We start from the raw sequence: 17333 nt of genomic DNA on the forward strand, positions 1-17333 counted from the left end.
GGCCTAATAAGTGTGATTTGGCGTAGTCTACCATTTGGTTTGACGCAAGTCGTGGGGATGATATGTATTGTAGTAGTGGGTATGTATGTATCATGCATGAGGAAAGAATAGTTGATCCTTCTTTGAATGGATCAATCCAATAACTTAAACTAGTAAACTAATTACTTAGAGAGATTTCCGTTACATCTGATATTGTACTAGCAACAATCAGAACAAACAGTAGATACATATAATAAAAAAAGGGCCTAGGATGGTTTCCAACACGAATACATCCTCACTAAAACTGAAAATTTGTATTCGTGTTGGAATGTCCCTTATTCCCAAATCCCTTTATAAGTCGTTATGTTATCTTATTGGTATATGTAGTTGATATGGAGTCAGAATAGCATCTATTGTTGTAGTGAATTTCACAATTTTACGTCTCCCTATAATAGATGAAAAGATGAATGATGCTGTCCAAAAGTGAGTCACATATTTTATCCGACGTGCACCGGTTTACGTGTAATTTTCACTTCGTAATACGAAATTTTATTTTCTAAAATATAGTCTGGTTTGCCACCTTTATGTCGGTGTGCTTCTTTAAAAGCATCACTAGCTGTCCAATTTTTAAAAGCTTCATCTGATTCCCATCGTGTACTAATTGTTACTTCGTCATAATCGTCTAATTTTTCCGTATTAAGTACTTCCAAGCCTAAAAATCCATCCATCGACTCGATTTTGCCTTCTTTATCAAAACGATTAATTAATTTATACCCTTCTCCTTTTTTAATTTTTGCTGTATTCGTTACAATGATCATGTTTTACTCTCCCCTTTATCATTATAATTGAAAATCATTTTCAATTAACTACATCATAATGCGAATGAGAATCATTGTCAACTGGAAATGTAAAAAAATTGCCACAATTAGTAGAAGGAATGAAACATGTATTTCAGATGCTTCATTTATATATTTAAAACAGGTATAATAGATATAATGAAGTGGATACGTAAGGAGGAATAGATAATGTCGAACCCACAGTTACGTTTAATATATGATGAAATTGGCGCAGAGAAAATAGAAGAACTAGTCCATGCATTTTATCCAAAAGTATATGCAGATCCAGATCTGATTCCTATATTTGATGAAGTCGAAATGCCAGAAATAATGCGAAAACAGCAATTATTTTTAACACAATTTACAGGAGGACCAGCACTTTTTAGTATGGAATTTGGTGCTCCACGTATGCGTTTCCGTCATTTGCCACATGAAATTACACCGACGAGGGCGAGAGCGTGGCTTCGTTGTATGAAAGAAGCGTTTATAGAAGTTGGTTTATGGGATGAACCTGTAGGACAAGAATTTTATCAGCGATTAATGCAAGTTGCCGCGGTAATGGTAAATACGGAAGAAGATTAAATAAAAAACGATTTTCCAAGGCGATGTCATACGGTCTTAGAAAATCGTTTTCGTTTTATTTATTCCTCCATTGGCATATCCATCCAGTCTTTTCCATCGATTGTTCTTGTAACGAGCATACTTGCGACGGTATCACCGGTTGCATTTATCATCGTTGCAGGTGGATCGACGACAACCCCAATTGCTGAAATAATTGGCATTGCTTGGATTGGTAAACCATATAATGTAATAATCATTAACTCACCTAAAAATCCACCACCAGGAATTCCACTCATGACAATTCCAGATAATAAACAAATACCGATAGCAATTAAAAATGTACTAATGCCAGAAAAATCCATATTAAAAACACTAAAAACAAATGCAATCTTTAACATTGCGGATAAACAAGAACCGTCCATATGAATAGTTGCACCTAAAGGAATGACGGTTTCACGCACATCTTTTGGGACACCGATTTTTTTCGCTGCTTGTAAGTTAACAGGAATTGCTGCAACACTACTTCCTGTTCCAAGTGATGTAACAGCAGGATTAAGAATATTTTTCCAAAAGGCTGCCACTCCTCTTTTTCCACCAGCTAAAAATGCATATAACGTAAATCCGATGAAGAAATATAGAATGGCAACAGGATAATAAATTATGATAGCTTTTGCATAATCTCCCAATAAAGTCGTTCCAAATTCACCGACTAATGCAGCAAAATAGGCACCTAATCCAATTGGAGCATAATACATAATAATTTGTACGAGTTTCATAAATACTTCTGAACCACTGGATAAAAGTGTTGCAAAAGGTTTCCCTTGTTGCCCAGCAAGTCCAGTTGCTAAACCAACTAATATAGCAAATATAATTAATACCAACATATTGGACCGAGAAAATAAATCTACAAAATCTGGTACAGTAAATGTTTGTACAAGTTGGTCAGCTAACGATATTTCTTCTATCTCCTCCGGTGTTTCAGTTGGGAAGTTCGAATTCGATATTGGAGAGAAGATAACAGTGAAAAATAACATAAAAATAGATGCAATAATACCAGTAATAAAGAAAGTAGTTACCATACTTCCCATAATTTTTCCGAGTCTTCGCATACTGTCCATGCCAGCAATAGAAGAAGAAATCGAGAAAAAGACTAGTGGGACAACGACCATAAATAATAAGTTGATGAATATGTCACCTAAAGGTTTAATGACATTTGCTTCTTCACCAAAAACTAGTCCAATAATAGATCCGATAATAATAGAAATAAGTAAAATGATTGGAAAACGATATGCTTTTAATTTCCTTGTCATTTCATATCCCTCCTTATATAGTTGTGGTTCCTTGAAATGCAGTGAAAACTTCTCCAGTTAATGTAATATTTGAAATCATTGTATCTTCCACTTGAAAATGTATATGAACGATTCCACCTTTCATTTGTACCGTTGTCGGCCCTTTTTTATGTTGAAAAAGTTGAGCGATAATCGCACTAGCCGTTGCTCCTGTACCACATGCAAGTGTTTCTTCTTCTACGCCGCGTTCGTATGTACGGATGTATAGGTTATACTCAGTTCGTTTAACGACATTGACATTTGTCCCATTTGGAAAATAGTTTGTCATATTGCGGATTTTTTCACCGAATAGGTGAAAGTCTTCCTCTGTTGCATCATACATTTCTTCATCGAATAGCACGACATGTGGTACACCGACTGTGATACTATACAATGTTCGGTTCATCATGTTATAGGTAGAAACAGTCTGTAAGGAAACGTTTGGAAATGCAATACTTATTTCGCCATTCGGTTCCATCGTACCTTCATATATTTCACCCATTGTTTCGAATATAGCTTTTTCTTTACAAGCGCCAATATGATAAGCGAATTTCATCGTGCATCTTGCGCCATTGCCACACATTTCTACTTCTGATCCGTCCCGATTAAAATATCGCATTGAAAAATGTGCTTTATCACTTTTTTCTAATAAAATTAACCCATTTGCACCGATATGTAATTTACGTGTACAAAGTGTGCGCACGATGGAAGGAAGCTTCTCTTCTTGTAAAGAAGGATTGCGATGATCGATCATAATAAAATCATTTCCAGCACCATGCATTTTTGTAAATGATATGTCCATGTTTAGGTAGCTCCTTTCATTATTAATTGTACAGCGTTTAAAAAATTCAGACAAGACGATAATTGTTCGACTTTTATGTTTTTTACTTTATTAATTTCTGAAAATTCGTTATTATGATTATTCATATTTCATATTTTAAGGGGGAAAGAAAATGAAAGTTTTAGAAAGAATTAGTACCGTAGCAGGAAATACGTTTGCTATTTGGATTATTATATTTGCAACACTTGCATTTTTTATGCCAAATGGATTTAATTGGATTGCTCCACATATATCCTTATTACTTGGAATCATTATGTTCGGAATGGGGTTAACCTTAACGACAGATGATTTTAAACGTGTAGTGAAAGCACCGAAAAGTGTTCTAATTGGTGTGGTAGCACAATATACGATTATGCCTGCACTTGCATTCGGCCTTGCAACCGTGTTTAAATTACCACCTGAGATTGCGGTCGGGGTTATTTTAGTCGGTTGTTGTCCAGGTGGAACTGCTTCGAATGTTATGACATATTTAGAAAAAGGAAATACAGCATTATCTATCACAATTACTGCTGTGTCCACACTTTTAGCGCCAATTTTAACACCGTCTTTAACATTATTACTTGCAAGTAAATGGTTACCGGTTTCTATGAGTGCGATGTTTATGTCCATCGTTCAAGTTATTTTAATCCCGATTGCATTAGGATTTATTATTCGATTATTGTTCGCAAAACAAGTGGATAAAGTGACGACTGTTTTACCACTAGTATCTGTTATAGGGATTGTAGCAGTAGCGGCTGCGGTTGTTTCTGTCAATACAGAAAATATTGCCACGACAGGATTGTTAATTTTTACTATCGTTATTTTGCATAATGTATTAGGATTACTCATCGGATTTACGATTGCGAAAGTATTAAAATTAACGTATGAAGATCAAAAGGCGATTTCAATTGAAGTTGGCATGCAAAACTCTGGTCTCGGTTCTACTTTAGCAATTGCACATTTTGAGCCGATTGCTGCCGTGCCGAGTGCTATTTTTAGTGTATGGCATAATATATCGGGACCACTTCTAGCAACTTGGTGGGGCAAAGGGAAAAAGTAATTTCGTATATTCTTAAAAAATTGTGACAAGACAGATGGAAACATATATAATAAAGAAAACTTGGTTTTTGTGACCAATCGTTAGGAGAGGATATAACATGATTGATGAGACTAAACAATCATTAACGATCGAAGAACGAACGAAATTATTACAAATTTTAAAGGAACGTTTTGAGAACCATTTATATAGACATGAAACAGTCATTTGGGAAGATATTGAAAAAAAGCTGACAGATGATATATTACTTTCTTTATATTGGATGGAGGAAACTGGTGGGGAACCAGATGTTATTTTATTAGAAGAAGGACTTGGCTATGTCGATTGTGCGAAAGAAACACCAGAAGGACGACGTAGTGTTTGTTATGACGATGAAGCATTACAGAAAAGGAAGAAGTATAAACCTGAAAATAGCGCGCAACATATGGCAACTCAAATGGGCATTGGACTTGTAACGGAAGCGGAGTATGAACAACTACAACGTGTAGAAAAAGTCGATTTGAAAACATCTAGCTGGTTACAAACAGATGAAAAAACTCGTGCTTTAGGTGGAGCGATCTTTGGGGATCGACGGTATGACCGTGTCTTTATTTATCATAATGGAGCAGATAGTTATTATAAGGTCCGTGGATTCAGGGGGATTGTTTATTTATAGTAATTTATAGTTATTTATACTCTTTTTAGCAATTTGTTTTCCAGACCTTTCTCTCATTTTTAGAAAAAGTGAAAAAACTGTTTATTCTTTCTGTATAATGTATGTAATCTATATTGAAAGGAATGATTGGAAATGGAAGAAAAAAAGGTAGAAGATAAAGGTTTTAGCTTTAGTAATAGTCCAAAAAGGGATCGAAGGCCCGGGGAGCCGACATCCGCCTATAAAGGGGCCACATGGGCTGCATTATTATTAGGGACAATTTCATATTTAGTCGGTTTGTATAATGCGGCAATGGAATTGAATGAAAAAGGATATTATTTAATTGTACTTATTTTTGGGTTATATGCGGCAGTTTCGTTGCAAAAAGCAGTCCGTGATAAAGAGGAAGGTATTCCTGTTACTGCGATTTATTTTGGCTTAAGTTGGTTCGCGCTTATTGCAGCGGTGTCATTAATGGCTATCGGCTTATACAATGCAGGAAGTATCATTTTAAGTGAAAAAGGATTTTACGGAATGGCATTTGCTCTAAGTTTATTTTCAGCAGTAACCATTCAAAAGAATATTCGCGACGCACAGGAGTCAGAAGATCAACATAAATAAAAAAACGTTGAAGTTTTGAAAAGGTGGCGAGCATGTTGGGCATTGTTTCATGGATGGAACAAAAGGCAGTCATTCTATTTATCGTTGCGACAGTCATTTTTACTAGTATGCTACAAATCTTTTTCATATATAAAATACGCGCAACATTACCAAAGATGTTCATCATGATCATGTCAGTGATTTGTACGATTATATTAATTGCTTCGATTTACGCATTTATTTATATTTTATTATATGGTTATAATGATTAACGTGAGCATAGGGGATTCCTTATGCTTTTTTTAATGGGAAACATGCATCGCAGTGTATAATAAGGAGACGGAGGTGTACGAAAGTGAAATTAAGTATACTAGATCAAATGCCGATTTCGACAGGACAAACGGAAAAAGAAGCATTAGAGGCATCGATACAATTAGCCCAACTTGGTGACAAACTAGGATATGAGCGGTTTTGGGTGGCAGAACATCATGATTTATTTGGTCTTGCTTGTCCGAACCCAGCCGTTATGTTGGGGATAATCGGAGCTCAAACAGAAAATATTCGTCTCGGTGCTGGAGCTGTTTTATTACCTTATTATAAGCCTTTTCATGTTGCAGAAACATATCAATTATTAGAAACATTATATCCAGGACGCATCGATATTGGTTTAGGTCGTGCACCTGGTGGGCCTGCGGAAGCATCGATGGCTTTATCAGATAATTACTTAGCTGGCGTACGAAAATTTAGTGAACATATTGATGAGTTGCATATGTTTTTACACGATACATTTCCAACAGACCATCCATATCATAAGGTGACACCAACCCCCGTTCCAAAAAGTGCACCAAAAACATGGTTATTAGGAACAAGTGAAAAAAGTGCACAATTAGCAGCGGAAAAAGAGATGAATTATGTGTTTGGTCATTTTATGACAGAGGTGGATGGACCGTCTATTGTACAACAATATAAGGAAAATAGAGGAAAAAAAGGATATGTCATTGTAGCAGTTCACGTCATTTGTGCAGCGACGACAGAAGCAGCAGAAAGGTTAGCGAAAAGTGTTTTATTATGGCAGGAACGCCAACACCATCCACATGCACCAAAAACTATTCCGTCGATCAAAGAAGTGGAACAGTATCCTTTTACGAAAACGCAGTGGGAAAAGGCTCAAACTTCTATCGTAATAGGAAATCCAAGGGAAGTAGTGGAGAAATTAATCGAAATTGAAACAGCCTATGGTGCAGATGAATTAATGGTTGTAACGATTACCCATGATCCAGTGGCCAAACAACAATCCTACGAGTTGCTTGCACAACAGATTATTCGCTAAAAGTATTGACGTATGAATGTGTAAGCAGTATGATTAAGTACGTATTCAAACTGAATATAAGAACGTTTCGTATAATCTAAGGAATTGGCTTTAGAGTCTCTACCAGACTACCGTAAATAGTCTAACTACGTTACAAGTAATCATCACCATCCCAGGCATACAGAAATGTTTGGGCCATTTTTGTTGTTACTTGTACGGATTTGTCATGGTAGCACTCTAGAAAATAGGGTGCTTTTTCCTATTTGTCTTTTTTCGTTATATTGTACGAAAAGATACCGTTTAAGGAGGAGAAAAAGTGAAAAAGTACTTTCGCTTTGAGGAACTAGAAACAAATTATCGTACAGAATTTATGGCAGGGTTGACGACGTTTTTAGCGATGGCATATATTTTATTCGTCAATCCGTCTACCTTATCATTAGAAGGAATTGACTTGCCAGCTGGTATTGAAGGAATGGATAAAGGTGCAGTGTTTACTGCCACAGCAATTGCAGCTGCGGTTGGTTCCTTCATTATGGGTGTACTTGCTCGTTATCCAATCGGGCTTGCACCAGGTATGGGATTAAATGCGTTTTTTGCATATACCGTTGTGTTAGGTTATGGCATTCCATGGCAGACGGCATTATCAGGTGTATTAGCATCAGGAATTATTTTTATTATTTTAACTTTATCCGGATTACGAGAAAAAATTATCAATTTAATTCCAGCCAACTTGAAACTAGCGGTTGGAGCGGGAATTGGTTTTTTTATCGCTTTTATTGGATTTCAAAATGCAGGAATTATCGTTGGAAACGATGCAACATTAGTTGCCATCGGGGATTTAACAAATCCAAACGTTTTATTAGCGGTTTTTGGAATTGTTATTTCGGTTATTTTACTTAGTTTAAAAGTTCGTGGTGGTATTTTTTATGGAATGATTATCACGGCGATTGTTGGTATCATGGTAGGATTAATTGCGCCACCAACAGGGGTATCAGATATCGTTAGTACGCCACCAAGTGTTGCACCGACATTTGGACAAGCACTTTTTAATTTTGGTGATATTTTCACCTTGCAAATGTTAGTCGTTATTTTAACATTTTTATTTGTCGATTTTTTTGATACAGCAGGTACGTTAGTTGCGGTTGCGACACAAGCTGGCTTAATGCGAAACAATAAGTTACCACGTGCTGGAAAAGCATTGTTAGCTGATTCATCTGCAACAGTAGCAGGAGCGATTATTGGTACATCGACAACAACAGCCTATGTAGAGTCTACTGCTGGAGTTGGTGCAGGTGGACGTACAGGATTTACGGCAGTCGTTACCGCTGGATTTTTCTTGCTTTCTCTATTTTTCTCACCATTATTATCAATTATAACAGTAGAGGTTACAGCACCAGCGTTAATTATCGTTGGGGTGATGATGTCGAAGTCTTTACAACATATTGAGTGGGATAAGTTTGAAGTGGCGGTTCCTGCTTTCTTTACGATAGCAGCGATGCCATTAACGTATAGTATCGCGACAGGTATTGCGATAGGATTTGTGTTTTATCCGATTACGTATATTATGAAAGGCCGGGCAAAAGAAATTCATCCGGTTATGTATGGTTTATCCGTTATTTTTATTTTATATTTTATCTTTTTAACATAAATGAAAAGAGTTTAGGACATAAGTTAGAAAACATTTTTAAAATATGGATCGTTCATGTTAGAGCGCTTCAAAGGGGAGTGCGACTTATCGAAGAATATTCCTATTTTATGCTAACTTTTGTGATTAGTCCTAAACTCTTTTTTTATACGAGTTATAAAAACAAGGATTGTTAATTTTTCAAAAATTTCCCCACCAATACGACGTAATTTTGTAGTAAAATAAAAGTATATAAGCCGATAATTACTATAATATAAAGGGAAAGGAAGACAATGATGATTGCACCATTTGTAGCAGAGCTGAGGACAGGAAAGGTAAAACGTCTTGGAAGAGAAGGCGCTGAAAACCCGATGGAACGTTCATGGGAAACAGGAATGTTTAAAGAAATAAGAGAAGGAAAAGTGTGGTTATCGAAAACAGGCTTACAAGCAGATGAGGTGGCTGATACGAAAAACCATGGTGGCGAGGAAAAGGCGATATTCGCTTATCCAATGCACCATTACGATTATTGGCGCGAAAAAATGACACATACGGACATTTCAGTCGGTGGGATGGGAGAAAACTTAGTAATTGCGGATGTAGATGAATTTACTGTTTGCATCGGAGATATATATCAATTTGGAGAGGCGATTGTTCAAGTATCACAACCACGTCAACCGTGTTGGAAACCAGCCCGTCGCTATAAAGTGCTAGATTTAGCATTACAAATTCAACATAGTGGGAAAACTGGTTGGTATTTTCGTGTACTAGAAGAAGGATATGTACAAGCGGGGGAAACATTACAGTTATTGGAACGTCCTCATGATGGTTGGTCTATTGCAACATGTAATGAAATAATGCATGAGAAAAAATATGACTTAGTAGCGACGCGAAAGTTAATGTTATTAGAAGCATTAGCACCAAACTGGAAGCGTACATTACAAAAGCGTTTACGTGGGTCAGAATCATCGATCCGTAAAAGGGTGTATGGTGAAAATATAGAGTAGGTTAGGTAGATGGTGAGGGATTTGTTTGTTACATAACACATATGCTGTTGTCGCGATTATTCTCGTTATTAATATTGTTTATGTAACCTTTTTAACGATACGAATGATTTTAACGTTAAAAGGGAGGAAGTATTTAGCTGCAATTGTTAGTGTATTTGAAGTAATCGTTTATATTATGGGATTAAGTATCGTATTAGATAATTTAGATGGCATTCAAAACATTATTGCGTATGCACTTGGTTTTGCGATCGGAATTATAACGGGTTCATTTATTGAAGAAAAATTGGCATTAGGCTATATTACGGTCAATGTCGTTTCTGGAGATCCTTCTTTAAACTTCTCGGAACGTTTACGAAAGGAAGGATACGGTGTGACGAGTTAGCGTTCTTCTGGAAGAGATGGGGATCGTTTGTCGATGCAAATACTTACACCGAGGAAGTATGAGTTAACTTTATATAAAATCATTTCGGATATCGATCCAAAAGCATTTATGATGTCCTATGAACCGACACAAATTCATGGTGGGTTTTGGGTAAAACAAATTCGTAAAGGAAAGTTAACGAATGTTCCACCAGAAAACCCGATTATTCAGTCGGAAATTGACAAAGAATTTACAAAACAGGAAGAGAATGAGAAATAATTACTTGCTTTTACGTTTTAGTTTCGGCAAAACACGAACATTAAACTAAAAACGTAACAAAATGTTCGATATTTTGTTGACGAATAAATTAAGAGTTTGTTATAATTAAATTGTTGTTCACAGATAAATTGAAAAAAATATTCCCCATATAATTTTAAGAATATGGCTTGAAAGTTTCTACGTTGCACCGTAAATGCTACGACTATGGGGGAGGATGATGTCATAATGAGAAAAATTAACATAAACAATGTATACAAAGATAAGTCTATCCATCTTCTCCTATATGTATAGGGAGAGGAATAGACTTTTTTTACTTTTTTACGGGTACATATCATTATATTTTGGTAGGAGTGAATGAGATTGGCACAAGTTGGTATTATTATGGGAAGCATTTCAGATTGGGAAACGATGGAACATGCATGTACAGTTTTAGATGAGATGGGTATTGCTTATGAAAAGGAAGTTGTTTCTGCACACCGTACACCAGATGATATGTTTGAGTATGCAAAAACAGCACGTAAGCGTGGATTAAAAGTAATTATCGCCGGAGCTGGTGGAGCAGCACATTTACCTGGAATGGTCGCATCACAAACAACATTACCGGTAATTGGAGTACCCGTACAAACGAGAGCATTAAATGGAATGGACTCTTTATTATCGATTGTGCAAATGCCTGGTGGTGTCCCGACAGCGACAATGGCGATTGGTAAAGCTGGCGCGACCAATGCAGGATTATTCGCGGCACAAATTTTAGGGATTAATGATGAAAATATGAAAATTAAACTAGATAATTATCGTAAAAGAATGCAAGCAAATGTTGCAGAAATGAGGGAAGATCTTGCAAACAAATAAAAAAATATTGCCTTCACAAACGATTGGGATTATTGGTGGTGGCCAATTAGGACGGATGATGGCAATTGCAGCAAAGTATATGGGATATGATATTGTCGTCTTAGATCCAACACCAAATTGTCCGACAGCACATGTAGCAGATGAACAAATTATCGCTGCATATGACGATATGGAAGCAATTAAACAACTGACGGAAAAAAGTGATGTCGTGACATATGAATTTGAAAACGTCGATTTAGAAGCTGCAACGTATATTGAGAAAGCGGGAAAGCTACCACAAGGTGCTTATGCATTAGAGGTAACACAACATCGTGAACGAGAGAAAACGATGATGCAAGATGCAGGACTTCCCATTCCGGCATTTTCGATTGTTCAAGATAGTGTGGAGTGTGAAGCGGCATTACAAGACTTTCCATTTCCAGCCGTCATTAAAACTTGTACGGGTGGCTATGATGGAAAAGGACAATTCAAAATTGAAACAGCAAAAGATATAGAAGCAGCGGTACAGTTTGCTCAAGAAGGTGGTCCATTTATTATAGAGCAATGGATTACATTTGATAAAGAAATATCAACTGTATTTACAAGGGCGCAAAATGGAGAAATTCATTTTTTCCCTTTAGCAGAAAATGATCATAAAGACCATATTTTATATGAAACAGTTGCACCTGCTCGTGTAAGTGCGGAAGTGAAAAGTAAGGCAATCAAAGCAGCAAAAACATTAGCAGCAAAAATGAATGTTGTTGGTACATTTGCCATCGAGATGTTCGTAAAAGGGGAAGACATTTATATTAATGAAATGGCACCTCGCCCACATAATTCAGGTCATTATACGATTGAAGCTTGTAATGCTTCGCAGTTCTCTCAACATATTCGTGCAATCTGTAATCTACCACTTCAAGAAGTGAAGCAATTACAAACAGCATTAATGATTAATGTATTAGGGGAAGATATGGAACGAGCGTTACATGCAGCAGGAAATATTCCTGAAGCAAATGTTCATTTATATGGAAAAAAAGAAGCAAAAGAAAAGCGAAAAATGGGCCATGTGACATTTGTCGCTGATACGATGTTTGAAGTGATGAACCAGAAGAAGAAATATGAGGAGGAACTTGCGTGATAGAACGTTATACACGTCCTGAATTAGGGGCGATTTGGACAGAAGAAAATAAATATAAAGCTTGGTTAGAGGTGGAAATTTTAGCTTGTGAAGCATGGGCTGAATTAGGTCATATCCCAAAAGAAGATGTACAAGCAATCCGTGAAAAGGCAAGTTTTGATATTAAGCGAATTTATGAAATTGAACAAGAAACACGTCATGATGTTGTGGCATTTACACGAACTGTTTCTGAATCATTAGGGGAAGAAAGAAAATGGGTACATTACGGACTAACATCAACAGATGTGGTAGATACAGCATTATCTTATTTATTAAAACAAGCGAATGATGTCATTCGAAAAGATCTTGAAAATTTTATAGACGTGTTGAAAGAAAAAGCAATAGAACATAAACATACGGTTATGATGGGACGTACACATGGTGTTCACGCAGAACCAACGACATTTGGATTGAAATTAGGTTTATGGTATGAAGAAATGAAACGAAATGTACAACGTTTTAATGATGCGGCTTACGGTGTGGAGTTCGGAAAATTATCAGGTGCGGTTGGTACATATGCAAACATCGATCCTTTCGTGGAAAAGTATGTGTGTGAACATTTAGGATTAACTCCTGCACCACTTTCGACACAAACATTGCAACGTGATCGACATGCAGCATATGTGTCCGCATTAGCGTTAATCGCTACATCGATTGAGAAGTTTGCAACTGAAATTCGTGGGTTACAAAAGACAGAAACTCGTGAAGTAGAGGAGTTTTTCCGTAAAGGACAAACAGGATCTTCGGCAATGCCACATAAACGTAACCCGATTGCATCGGAGAATATGAGTGGGATGGCACGTGTGCTTCGTGGCCATATGGTTACAGCATATGAAAATGTTTCATTATGGCATGAACGAGATATTTCTCACTCTTCTGCTGAGCGGATTATTTTACCCGATGCTACTATTGCATTGAATTATATGTTAAATCGTTTCAGCAATGTCGTGAAAAACTTAACTGTTTTCCCGGAAAATATGCGCCGAAATATCGATAAAACATTTGGTGTCATTTTTTCACAACGAGTATTATTAGCTTTAATTGAAAAAGGGCTAAGCCGTGAAGATGCATACGGTATTGTCCAACCGTTAGCGATGGAAGCTTGGGAGACGGAAGTTCATTTTAGAGATTTATTACAAGCGAATGATGTCGTCAAAGAGAAATTAACAGAAGCAGAATTAGAAGATTGCTTCGATCATACGTATCACTTGAAAAACGTCGATATTATTTTTGAACGATTAGGATTAAATGAAGATTAATTTCGTTTCATAAAACTCATAAATCAAAAGGAGTCGGTAAACATGGTGATGGATCCAGAACAAATTGAACGTGAAAAAGAATACGAAAGAATGGGACTTTCTACAGAAGAGTACAATAAAGCAAAGGAAATTTTAGGGCGTTATCCGACCTACACAGAAACAGGTATTTTCTCTGTGATGTGGTCAGAACATTGTAGTTATAAAACATCTAAACCTTTATTAAAGAAATTCCCAACAGAAGGCCCTCATGTATTAGTAGGACCTGGAGAAGGTGCTGGGGTTGTGGATATTGGTGACAATCAAGCAGTCGTATTTAAGATGGAGAGCCATAATAGTCCATCGAGAATCAATCCTTTCGAAGGGGCTGCAACAGGAATTGGTGGAATTTTACGAGATGTCTTTTCCATGGGAGCACGTCCAATTGCAGCAATGAACTCTTTACGTTTTGGACCATTAAATAATGACCGTACAAAATGGATTTTCGAAGAAGCGGTAAAAGGAATGGCTTTTTACGGAAATAATGTAGGGGTACCTACAGTTGGTGGAGAAATTCAGTTTGATGCATGTTATGCAGATAGTCCACTTGTGAATGCAATGGTTGTTGGATTATTAGATCATGATGACATTCAAAAAGGAATTGCAGCTGGAGTTGGAAATACGGTTATTTATGCCGGAGCTCCTACTGGTCGTGATGGTATTTTAGGTGCGGCACACTCTTCAGATGATGAGGAAAACGAAGAGGCATCACCAGCAGCAGGGAATCCACATTTAGAAAAGAAATTAATTGAGGCTTGTTTAGAAGTGATTCGTCATGAAGCATTAGTAGGTATGCAAGATATGGGTGCAGCAGGGTTAACTTCATCAGGAAGTGAAATGGCTTCTAAAGCAGGAACAGGAATGGTATTAAATTTAGATTTAGTACCACAGGCAGAAGAAAATATGTCTGCCTATGAAATGATGTTATCAGAAACACAAGAAAGAATGTTACTCGTCGTTACAAAAGGCCGTGAACAAGAGATTATTGACCTTTTCAATAAACATGGAATAGATGCATGTGCTGTTGGAGAAGTAATAGAAGAAAAGGTATTTAAAATAGACCACAAAGGGAAAGAATGGGCAAACATCCCTGTAGATGCATTAGACAAAGATGCACCTGTTTACTATATGCCTTCAAGGGAAGCGAGTTATTATAAAGCATTCCAAGAAATGGAACAACCAACGTTTACAGTAGAAAACTACGGGGAAACATTAAAGCAATTATTACAGCAACCGACGATTGCAAGTAAAGAATATGTATATGAGCAATTTGATACGGAGATGAATGGAAATACGCTTGCAGGTCCAGGAGCTGGAGCAGCAGTTGTAAAAATGGAGGACCATGATAAAGCGATTGCCATTTCTACGGATTGTAATAGTCGTTATATTTATTTAGATCCTGAAGTAGGTGGACAAATTGCTGTAGCGGAAGCTTGTCGTAATATAGTTGCTGCTGGTGCAAAACCATTAGCCATTACAGACGGGTTAAACTATGGAAATCCAACGAATGAAGAAGTATTCTGGCAAATGGAAAAAAGCATCGATGGGGTAAGTGAAGGATGTCGTACATTAGAAGTTCCAGTAATTAGTGGTAACGTATCGATGTACAACCAATCATATGGGGAGCCGATTTTCCCTACACCGATTATCGGGGTTGTCGGATTATTTGAATCATTAGATCATATTACACCAAATAGTTTCCAGGCAGCTGGAGATCATGTATATGTTATTGGAGAAACAGATGCAACATTTGGTGGAAGTGAATTACAGCAAATGCTAACAGGGAAGTATGAAGGAAAAGCACCAGCGATTGATTTACAAGTAGAAAAAGCTCGTCAAGATGGACTATTACAAGCAATTAAAGCAGGAGTCATCGAATCTGCAGAAGATGTTGCAGAAGGTGGACTTGCTGTAACACTGGCGGAAAAGGTCATTCGCGCAAATGGTTTAGGAATAAATGTAACATTGGAAGGCGATCTGACAGCAGCTTTATTTAGTGAAACTCAATCACGTTTTATCGTTTCAGTTAAAGAAGAGAATGTAGAAAAGTTTGAACAGTTAGGATTAGACGCTATTAAATTAGGTGTTGTGACAGAGGATGAACAGTTTGTTGTGAAAAGCGCAACAGAAGAAGTAATGACAGAAGATGTACAAACGCTCAGAAAACTGTGGAAAGAAAGCATTGCACAGTCTCTGAAATCCAATTAAGAATGAGGAATGAATGGCATGTTTGGTATTTGGGGTCATCCGAAAGCAGCTGAAATTACGTATTATGGATTACACGCTATGCAGCATCGTGGACAAGACGGTGCTGGCATGGTCGTGTCAAATGGAGAACAATTAAAATTGCATAAAGATGTCGGGTTAGTGAACGATGTGTTTAAGCGAGTAAACTTTCCGGATTTTGAAGGGCATGCGGCGATTGGACATATTCGTAATGCGACACAAGATGATGGTGTATTTGAAAATGTACAACCGCTCGTTTTTCGTTCTTTGAAAGGAAGTACAGCAATAGCGCATAATGGAAAAATTATGAATGCCGAAAAAATTCGTAGTTCTTTAGAGTCGAGTGGAAGTATATTTCAAACGACATCAGATACAGAAGTGTTAGCACATTTAATGAAAAAAAATAACGGGGACACGACGACAGAAGAAGCAATTATTGCAGCGCTAGGTGAGTTAGTTGGAGCGTATGCGTTTATTATTTTAACAGAAGATAAAATGTTTGTAGCACTTGATCCACATGGAATTCGTCCATTATCACTCGGACGATTAGGAGATGCATATGTCGTCGCATCTGAAACATGTGCATTTAGTATTATTGGTGCAACTTTTGAAAGAGAGATTTTACCAGGAGAAATGCTTACAATTAGTGATGAAGGGGTAAAATCTACTCGCTTTTCATTACGTGAGCCGAGAAAATTATGTGCGATGGAATATGTGTATTTTTCACGACCAGATAGTGATTTAAACTTAGTCAACGTACATTCCGCACGTAAACGAATGGGAATTGAACTTGCTAAGGAACATCCAGTACCTAATGCGGATGTTGTGACAGGTGTACCAGATTCAAGTATTTCAGCGGCGATCGGGTATGCGGAACAATGTGGATTACCGTATGAAATGGGCGTATTAAAAAATCGATATATTAACCGTACCTTTATACAGCCGTCCCAAGAATTACGAGAACAAGGGGTAAAGATGAAACTATCCCCAGTAAAAGGTGTTGTCGAGGGAAAATCTGTCGTCATGATTGATGACTCCATTGTTCGTGGAACGACGGTACGCCGTATTGTCCGTTTATTAAAAGAAGCAGGAGCAAAAGAGGTTCATGTTCGCATCTCCTCACCTAGAATTGAAAATCCTTGTTATTATGGAATTGATATGTCGACGAAAAAAGAACTGATTGCAGCGAATTATTCAAATGATGAAATAAAAGATATTATCGAAGCAGATTCGGTAGAGTTTTTATCGATAGAAGGAACAGAACGTGCTATTGTGAAGGATAAGACGATTAATCAAGGTGTTTGTGCAGCTTGTTTTACAGGGAATTATCCAATTATCGAAAATGATCATCGGAAAGAATTTTACCGAAAATATCGAGTGGATTAATCGGTGCAAAACTTTAACTAGGA

Annotated in this window: 16 protein-coding genes, 1 pseudogene and 2 riboswitches; of the genes and pseudogenes, 14 read left to right on the forward strand and 3 right to left on the reverse strand. The window is 37.0% G+C overall.

Annotated elements, in window-relative coordinates:
• Window positions 1-476 precede the first annotated feature (476 nt).
• The gene (isdG, locus tag WKT09_RS04730) at window positions 477-797 is read right to left on the reverse strand and encodes a heme oxygenase (protein ID WP_340414941.1); all 321 of its coding nucleotides are present in this window, start codon (window positions 795-797) and stop codon (window positions 477-479) included.
• A 207-nt stretch (window positions 798-1004) separates the two neighbouring features.
• Here isdG and WKT09_RS04735 point away from each other — a divergent pair, with 207 nt between their 5' ends.
• Window positions 1005-1397, forward strand: coding sequence for a globin domain-containing protein (locus tag WKT09_RS04735; RefSeq protein WP_340414942.1), 393 nt, complete (start codon window positions 1005-1007; stop codon window positions 1395-1397).
• Window positions 1398-1456: 59 nt separating this feature from the next.
• On the opposite strand, the gene WKT09_RS04740 is transcribed toward WKT09_RS04735, so the two are convergent.
• A complete protein-coding gene (locus tag WKT09_RS04740; RefSeq protein WP_340414943.1) occupies window positions 1457-2686 on the reverse strand; it encodes a dicarboxylate/amino acid:cation symporter in 1230 nt (409 codons plus the stop codon).
• Window positions 2687-2699: 13 nt separating this feature from the next.
• Window positions 2700-3506: a diaminopimelate epimerase gene (dapF, locus tag WKT09_RS04745; protein WP_340414944.1), complete on the reverse strand. Its 807-nt coding sequence runs from the start codon at window positions 3504-3506 to the stop codon at window positions 2700-2702.
• A 151-nt stretch (window positions 3507-3657) separates the two neighbouring features.
• Here dapF and WKT09_RS04750 point away from each other — a divergent pair, with 151 nt between their 5' ends.
• The 13 genes and pseudogenes from WKT09_RS04750 to purF all read left to right on the forward strand — a co-directional run bounded on the left by WKT09_RS04750 (window position 3658) and on the right by purF (window position 17310).
• On the forward strand, window positions 3658-4584 hold the full coding sequence (locus tag WKT09_RS04750; RefSeq protein ID WP_340414945.1) for a bile acid:sodium symporter family protein: 927 nt from the start codon (window positions 3658-3660) through the stop codon (window positions 4582-4584).
• A gap of 97 nt (window positions 4585-4681) precedes the next feature.
• Window positions 4682-5236 (forward strand): DUF4256 domain-containing protein, encoded by a 555-nt coding sequence (locus WKT09_RS04755; protein ID WP_340414946.1) that lies wholly within the window; start codon window positions 4682-4684, stop codon window positions 5234-5236.
• A gap of 132 nt (window positions 5237-5368) precedes the next feature.
• A complete protein-coding gene (yiaA, locus tag WKT09_RS04760; protein ID WP_340414947.1) occupies window positions 5369-5836 on the forward strand; it encodes an inner membrane protein YiaA in 468 nt (155 codons plus the stop codon).
• Window positions 5837-5871: 35 nt separating this feature from the next.
• Complete coding sequence (locus tag WKT09_RS04765) at window positions 5872-6087, forward strand: hypothetical protein (RefSeq protein WP_340414948.1); 216 nt, start codon at window positions 5872-5874, stop codon at window positions 6085-6087.
• An 83-nt stretch (window positions 6088-6170) separates the two neighbouring features.
• A complete protein-coding gene (locus WKT09_RS04770) occupies window positions 6171-7145 on the forward strand; it encodes an LLM class flavin-dependent oxidoreductase (protein WP_340414949.1) in 975 nt (324 codons plus the stop codon).
• 47 nt (window positions 7146-7192) lie between these two features.
• Window positions 7193-7293: riboswitch (purine riboswitch) on the forward strand.
• 147 nt (window positions 7294-7440) lie between these two features.
• On the forward strand, window positions 7441-8772 hold the full coding sequence (locus tag WKT09_RS04775; protein ID WP_340414950.1) for an NCS2 family permease: 1332 nt from the start codon (window positions 7441-7443) through the stop codon (window positions 8770-8772).
• A gap of 272 nt (window positions 8773-9044) precedes the next feature.
• A complete protein-coding gene (locus WKT09_RS04780; RefSeq protein ID WP_340414951.1) occupies window positions 9045-9755 on the forward strand; it encodes an MOSC domain-containing protein in 711 nt (236 codons plus the stop codon).
• Window positions 9756-9780: 25 nt separating this feature from the next.
• Window positions 9781-10395: pseudogene (locus WKT09_RS04785) on the forward strand (DUF2179 domain-containing protein).
• A gap of 124 nt (window positions 10396-10519) precedes the next feature.
• Window positions 10520-10620, forward strand: a riboswitch (purine riboswitch).
• A gap of 135 nt (window positions 10621-10755) precedes the next feature.
• On the forward strand, window positions 10756-11247 hold the full coding sequence (gene purE, locus WKT09_RS04790; protein WP_340414952.1) for a 5-(carboxyamino)imidazole ribonucleotide mutase: 492 nt from the start codon (window positions 10756-10758) through the stop codon (window positions 11245-11247).
• Window positions 11234-12364, forward strand: a complete 1131-nt coding sequence (gene purK / locus WKT09_RS04795; protein WP_340414953.1) for a 5-(carboxyamino)imidazole ribonucleotide synthase — start codon at window positions 11234-11236, stop codon at window positions 12362-12364. The genes purE and purK overlap by 14 nt, the downstream gene beginning before the upstream one ends.
• On the forward strand, window positions 12361-13662 hold the full coding sequence (purB, locus tag WKT09_RS04800) for an adenylosuccinate lyase (RefSeq protein ID WP_340414954.1): 1302 nt from the start codon (window positions 12361-12363) through the stop codon (window positions 13660-13662). Before purK ends, purB begins: the two co-directional genes overlap by 4 nt.
• Window positions 13663-13704: 42 nt before the next feature.
• Window positions 13705-15906, forward strand: a complete 2202-nt coding sequence (gene purL, locus WKT09_RS04805; RefSeq protein WP_340414955.1) for a phosphoribosylformylglycinamidine synthase subunit PurL — start codon at window positions 13705-13707, stop codon at window positions 15904-15906.
• 9 nt (window positions 15907-15915) lie between these two features.
• A complete protein-coding gene (gene purF / locus WKT09_RS04810; RefSeq protein WP_445323981.1) occupies window positions 15916-17310 on the forward strand; it encodes an amidophosphoribosyltransferase in 1395 nt (464 codons plus the stop codon).
• The last annotated feature ends 23 nt before the right edge of the window (window positions 17311-17333 follow it).

The sequence above is a fragment of the Pseudogracilibacillus sp. ICA-222130 genome (assembly GCF_037892545.1).
Classification (GTDB): Bacteria; Bacillota; Bacilli; order Bacillales; family Amphibacillaceae; genus Pseudogracilibacillus.

Coding starts and splice junctions, on each gene's coding strand:
- yiaA (WP_340414947.1), top strand. CDS start 5,369: ATGGAAGAAAAAAAGGTAGAAGATAAAGGTTTTAGCTTTAGTAATAGT.
- WKT09_RS04780 (WP_340414951.1), top strand. CDS start 9,045: ATGATTGCACCATTTGTAGCAGAGCTGAGGACAGGAAAGGTAAAACGT.
- purF (WP_445323981.1), top strand. CDS start 15,916: ATGAATGGCATGTTTGGTATTTGGGGTCATCCGAAAGCAGCTGAAATT.
- WKT09_RS04750 (WP_340414945.1), top strand. CDS start 3,658: ATGAAAGTTTTAGAAAGAATTAGTACCGTAGCAGGAAATACGTTTGCT.
- isdG (WP_340414941.1), bottom strand. CDS start 797: ATGATCATTGTAACGAATACAGCAAAAATTAAAAAAGGAGAAGGGTAT.
- WKT09_RS04735 (WP_340414942.1), top strand. CDS start 1,005: ATGTCGAACCCACAGTTACGTTTAATATATGATGAAATTGGCGCAGAG.
- WKT09_RS04740 (WP_340414943.1), bottom strand. CDS start 2,686: ATGACAAGGAAATTAAAAGCATATCGTTTTCCAATCATTTTACTTATT.
- WKT09_RS04755 (WP_340414946.1), top strand. CDS start 4,682: ATGATTGATGAGACTAAACAATCATTAACGATCGAAGAACGAACGAAA.
- dapF (WP_340414944.1), bottom strand. CDS start 3,506: ATGGACATATCATTTACAAAAATGCATGGTGCTGGAAATGATTTTATT.
- purL (WP_340414955.1), top strand. CDS start 13,705: ATGGTGATGGATCCAGAACAAATTGAACGTGAAAAAGAATACGAAAGA.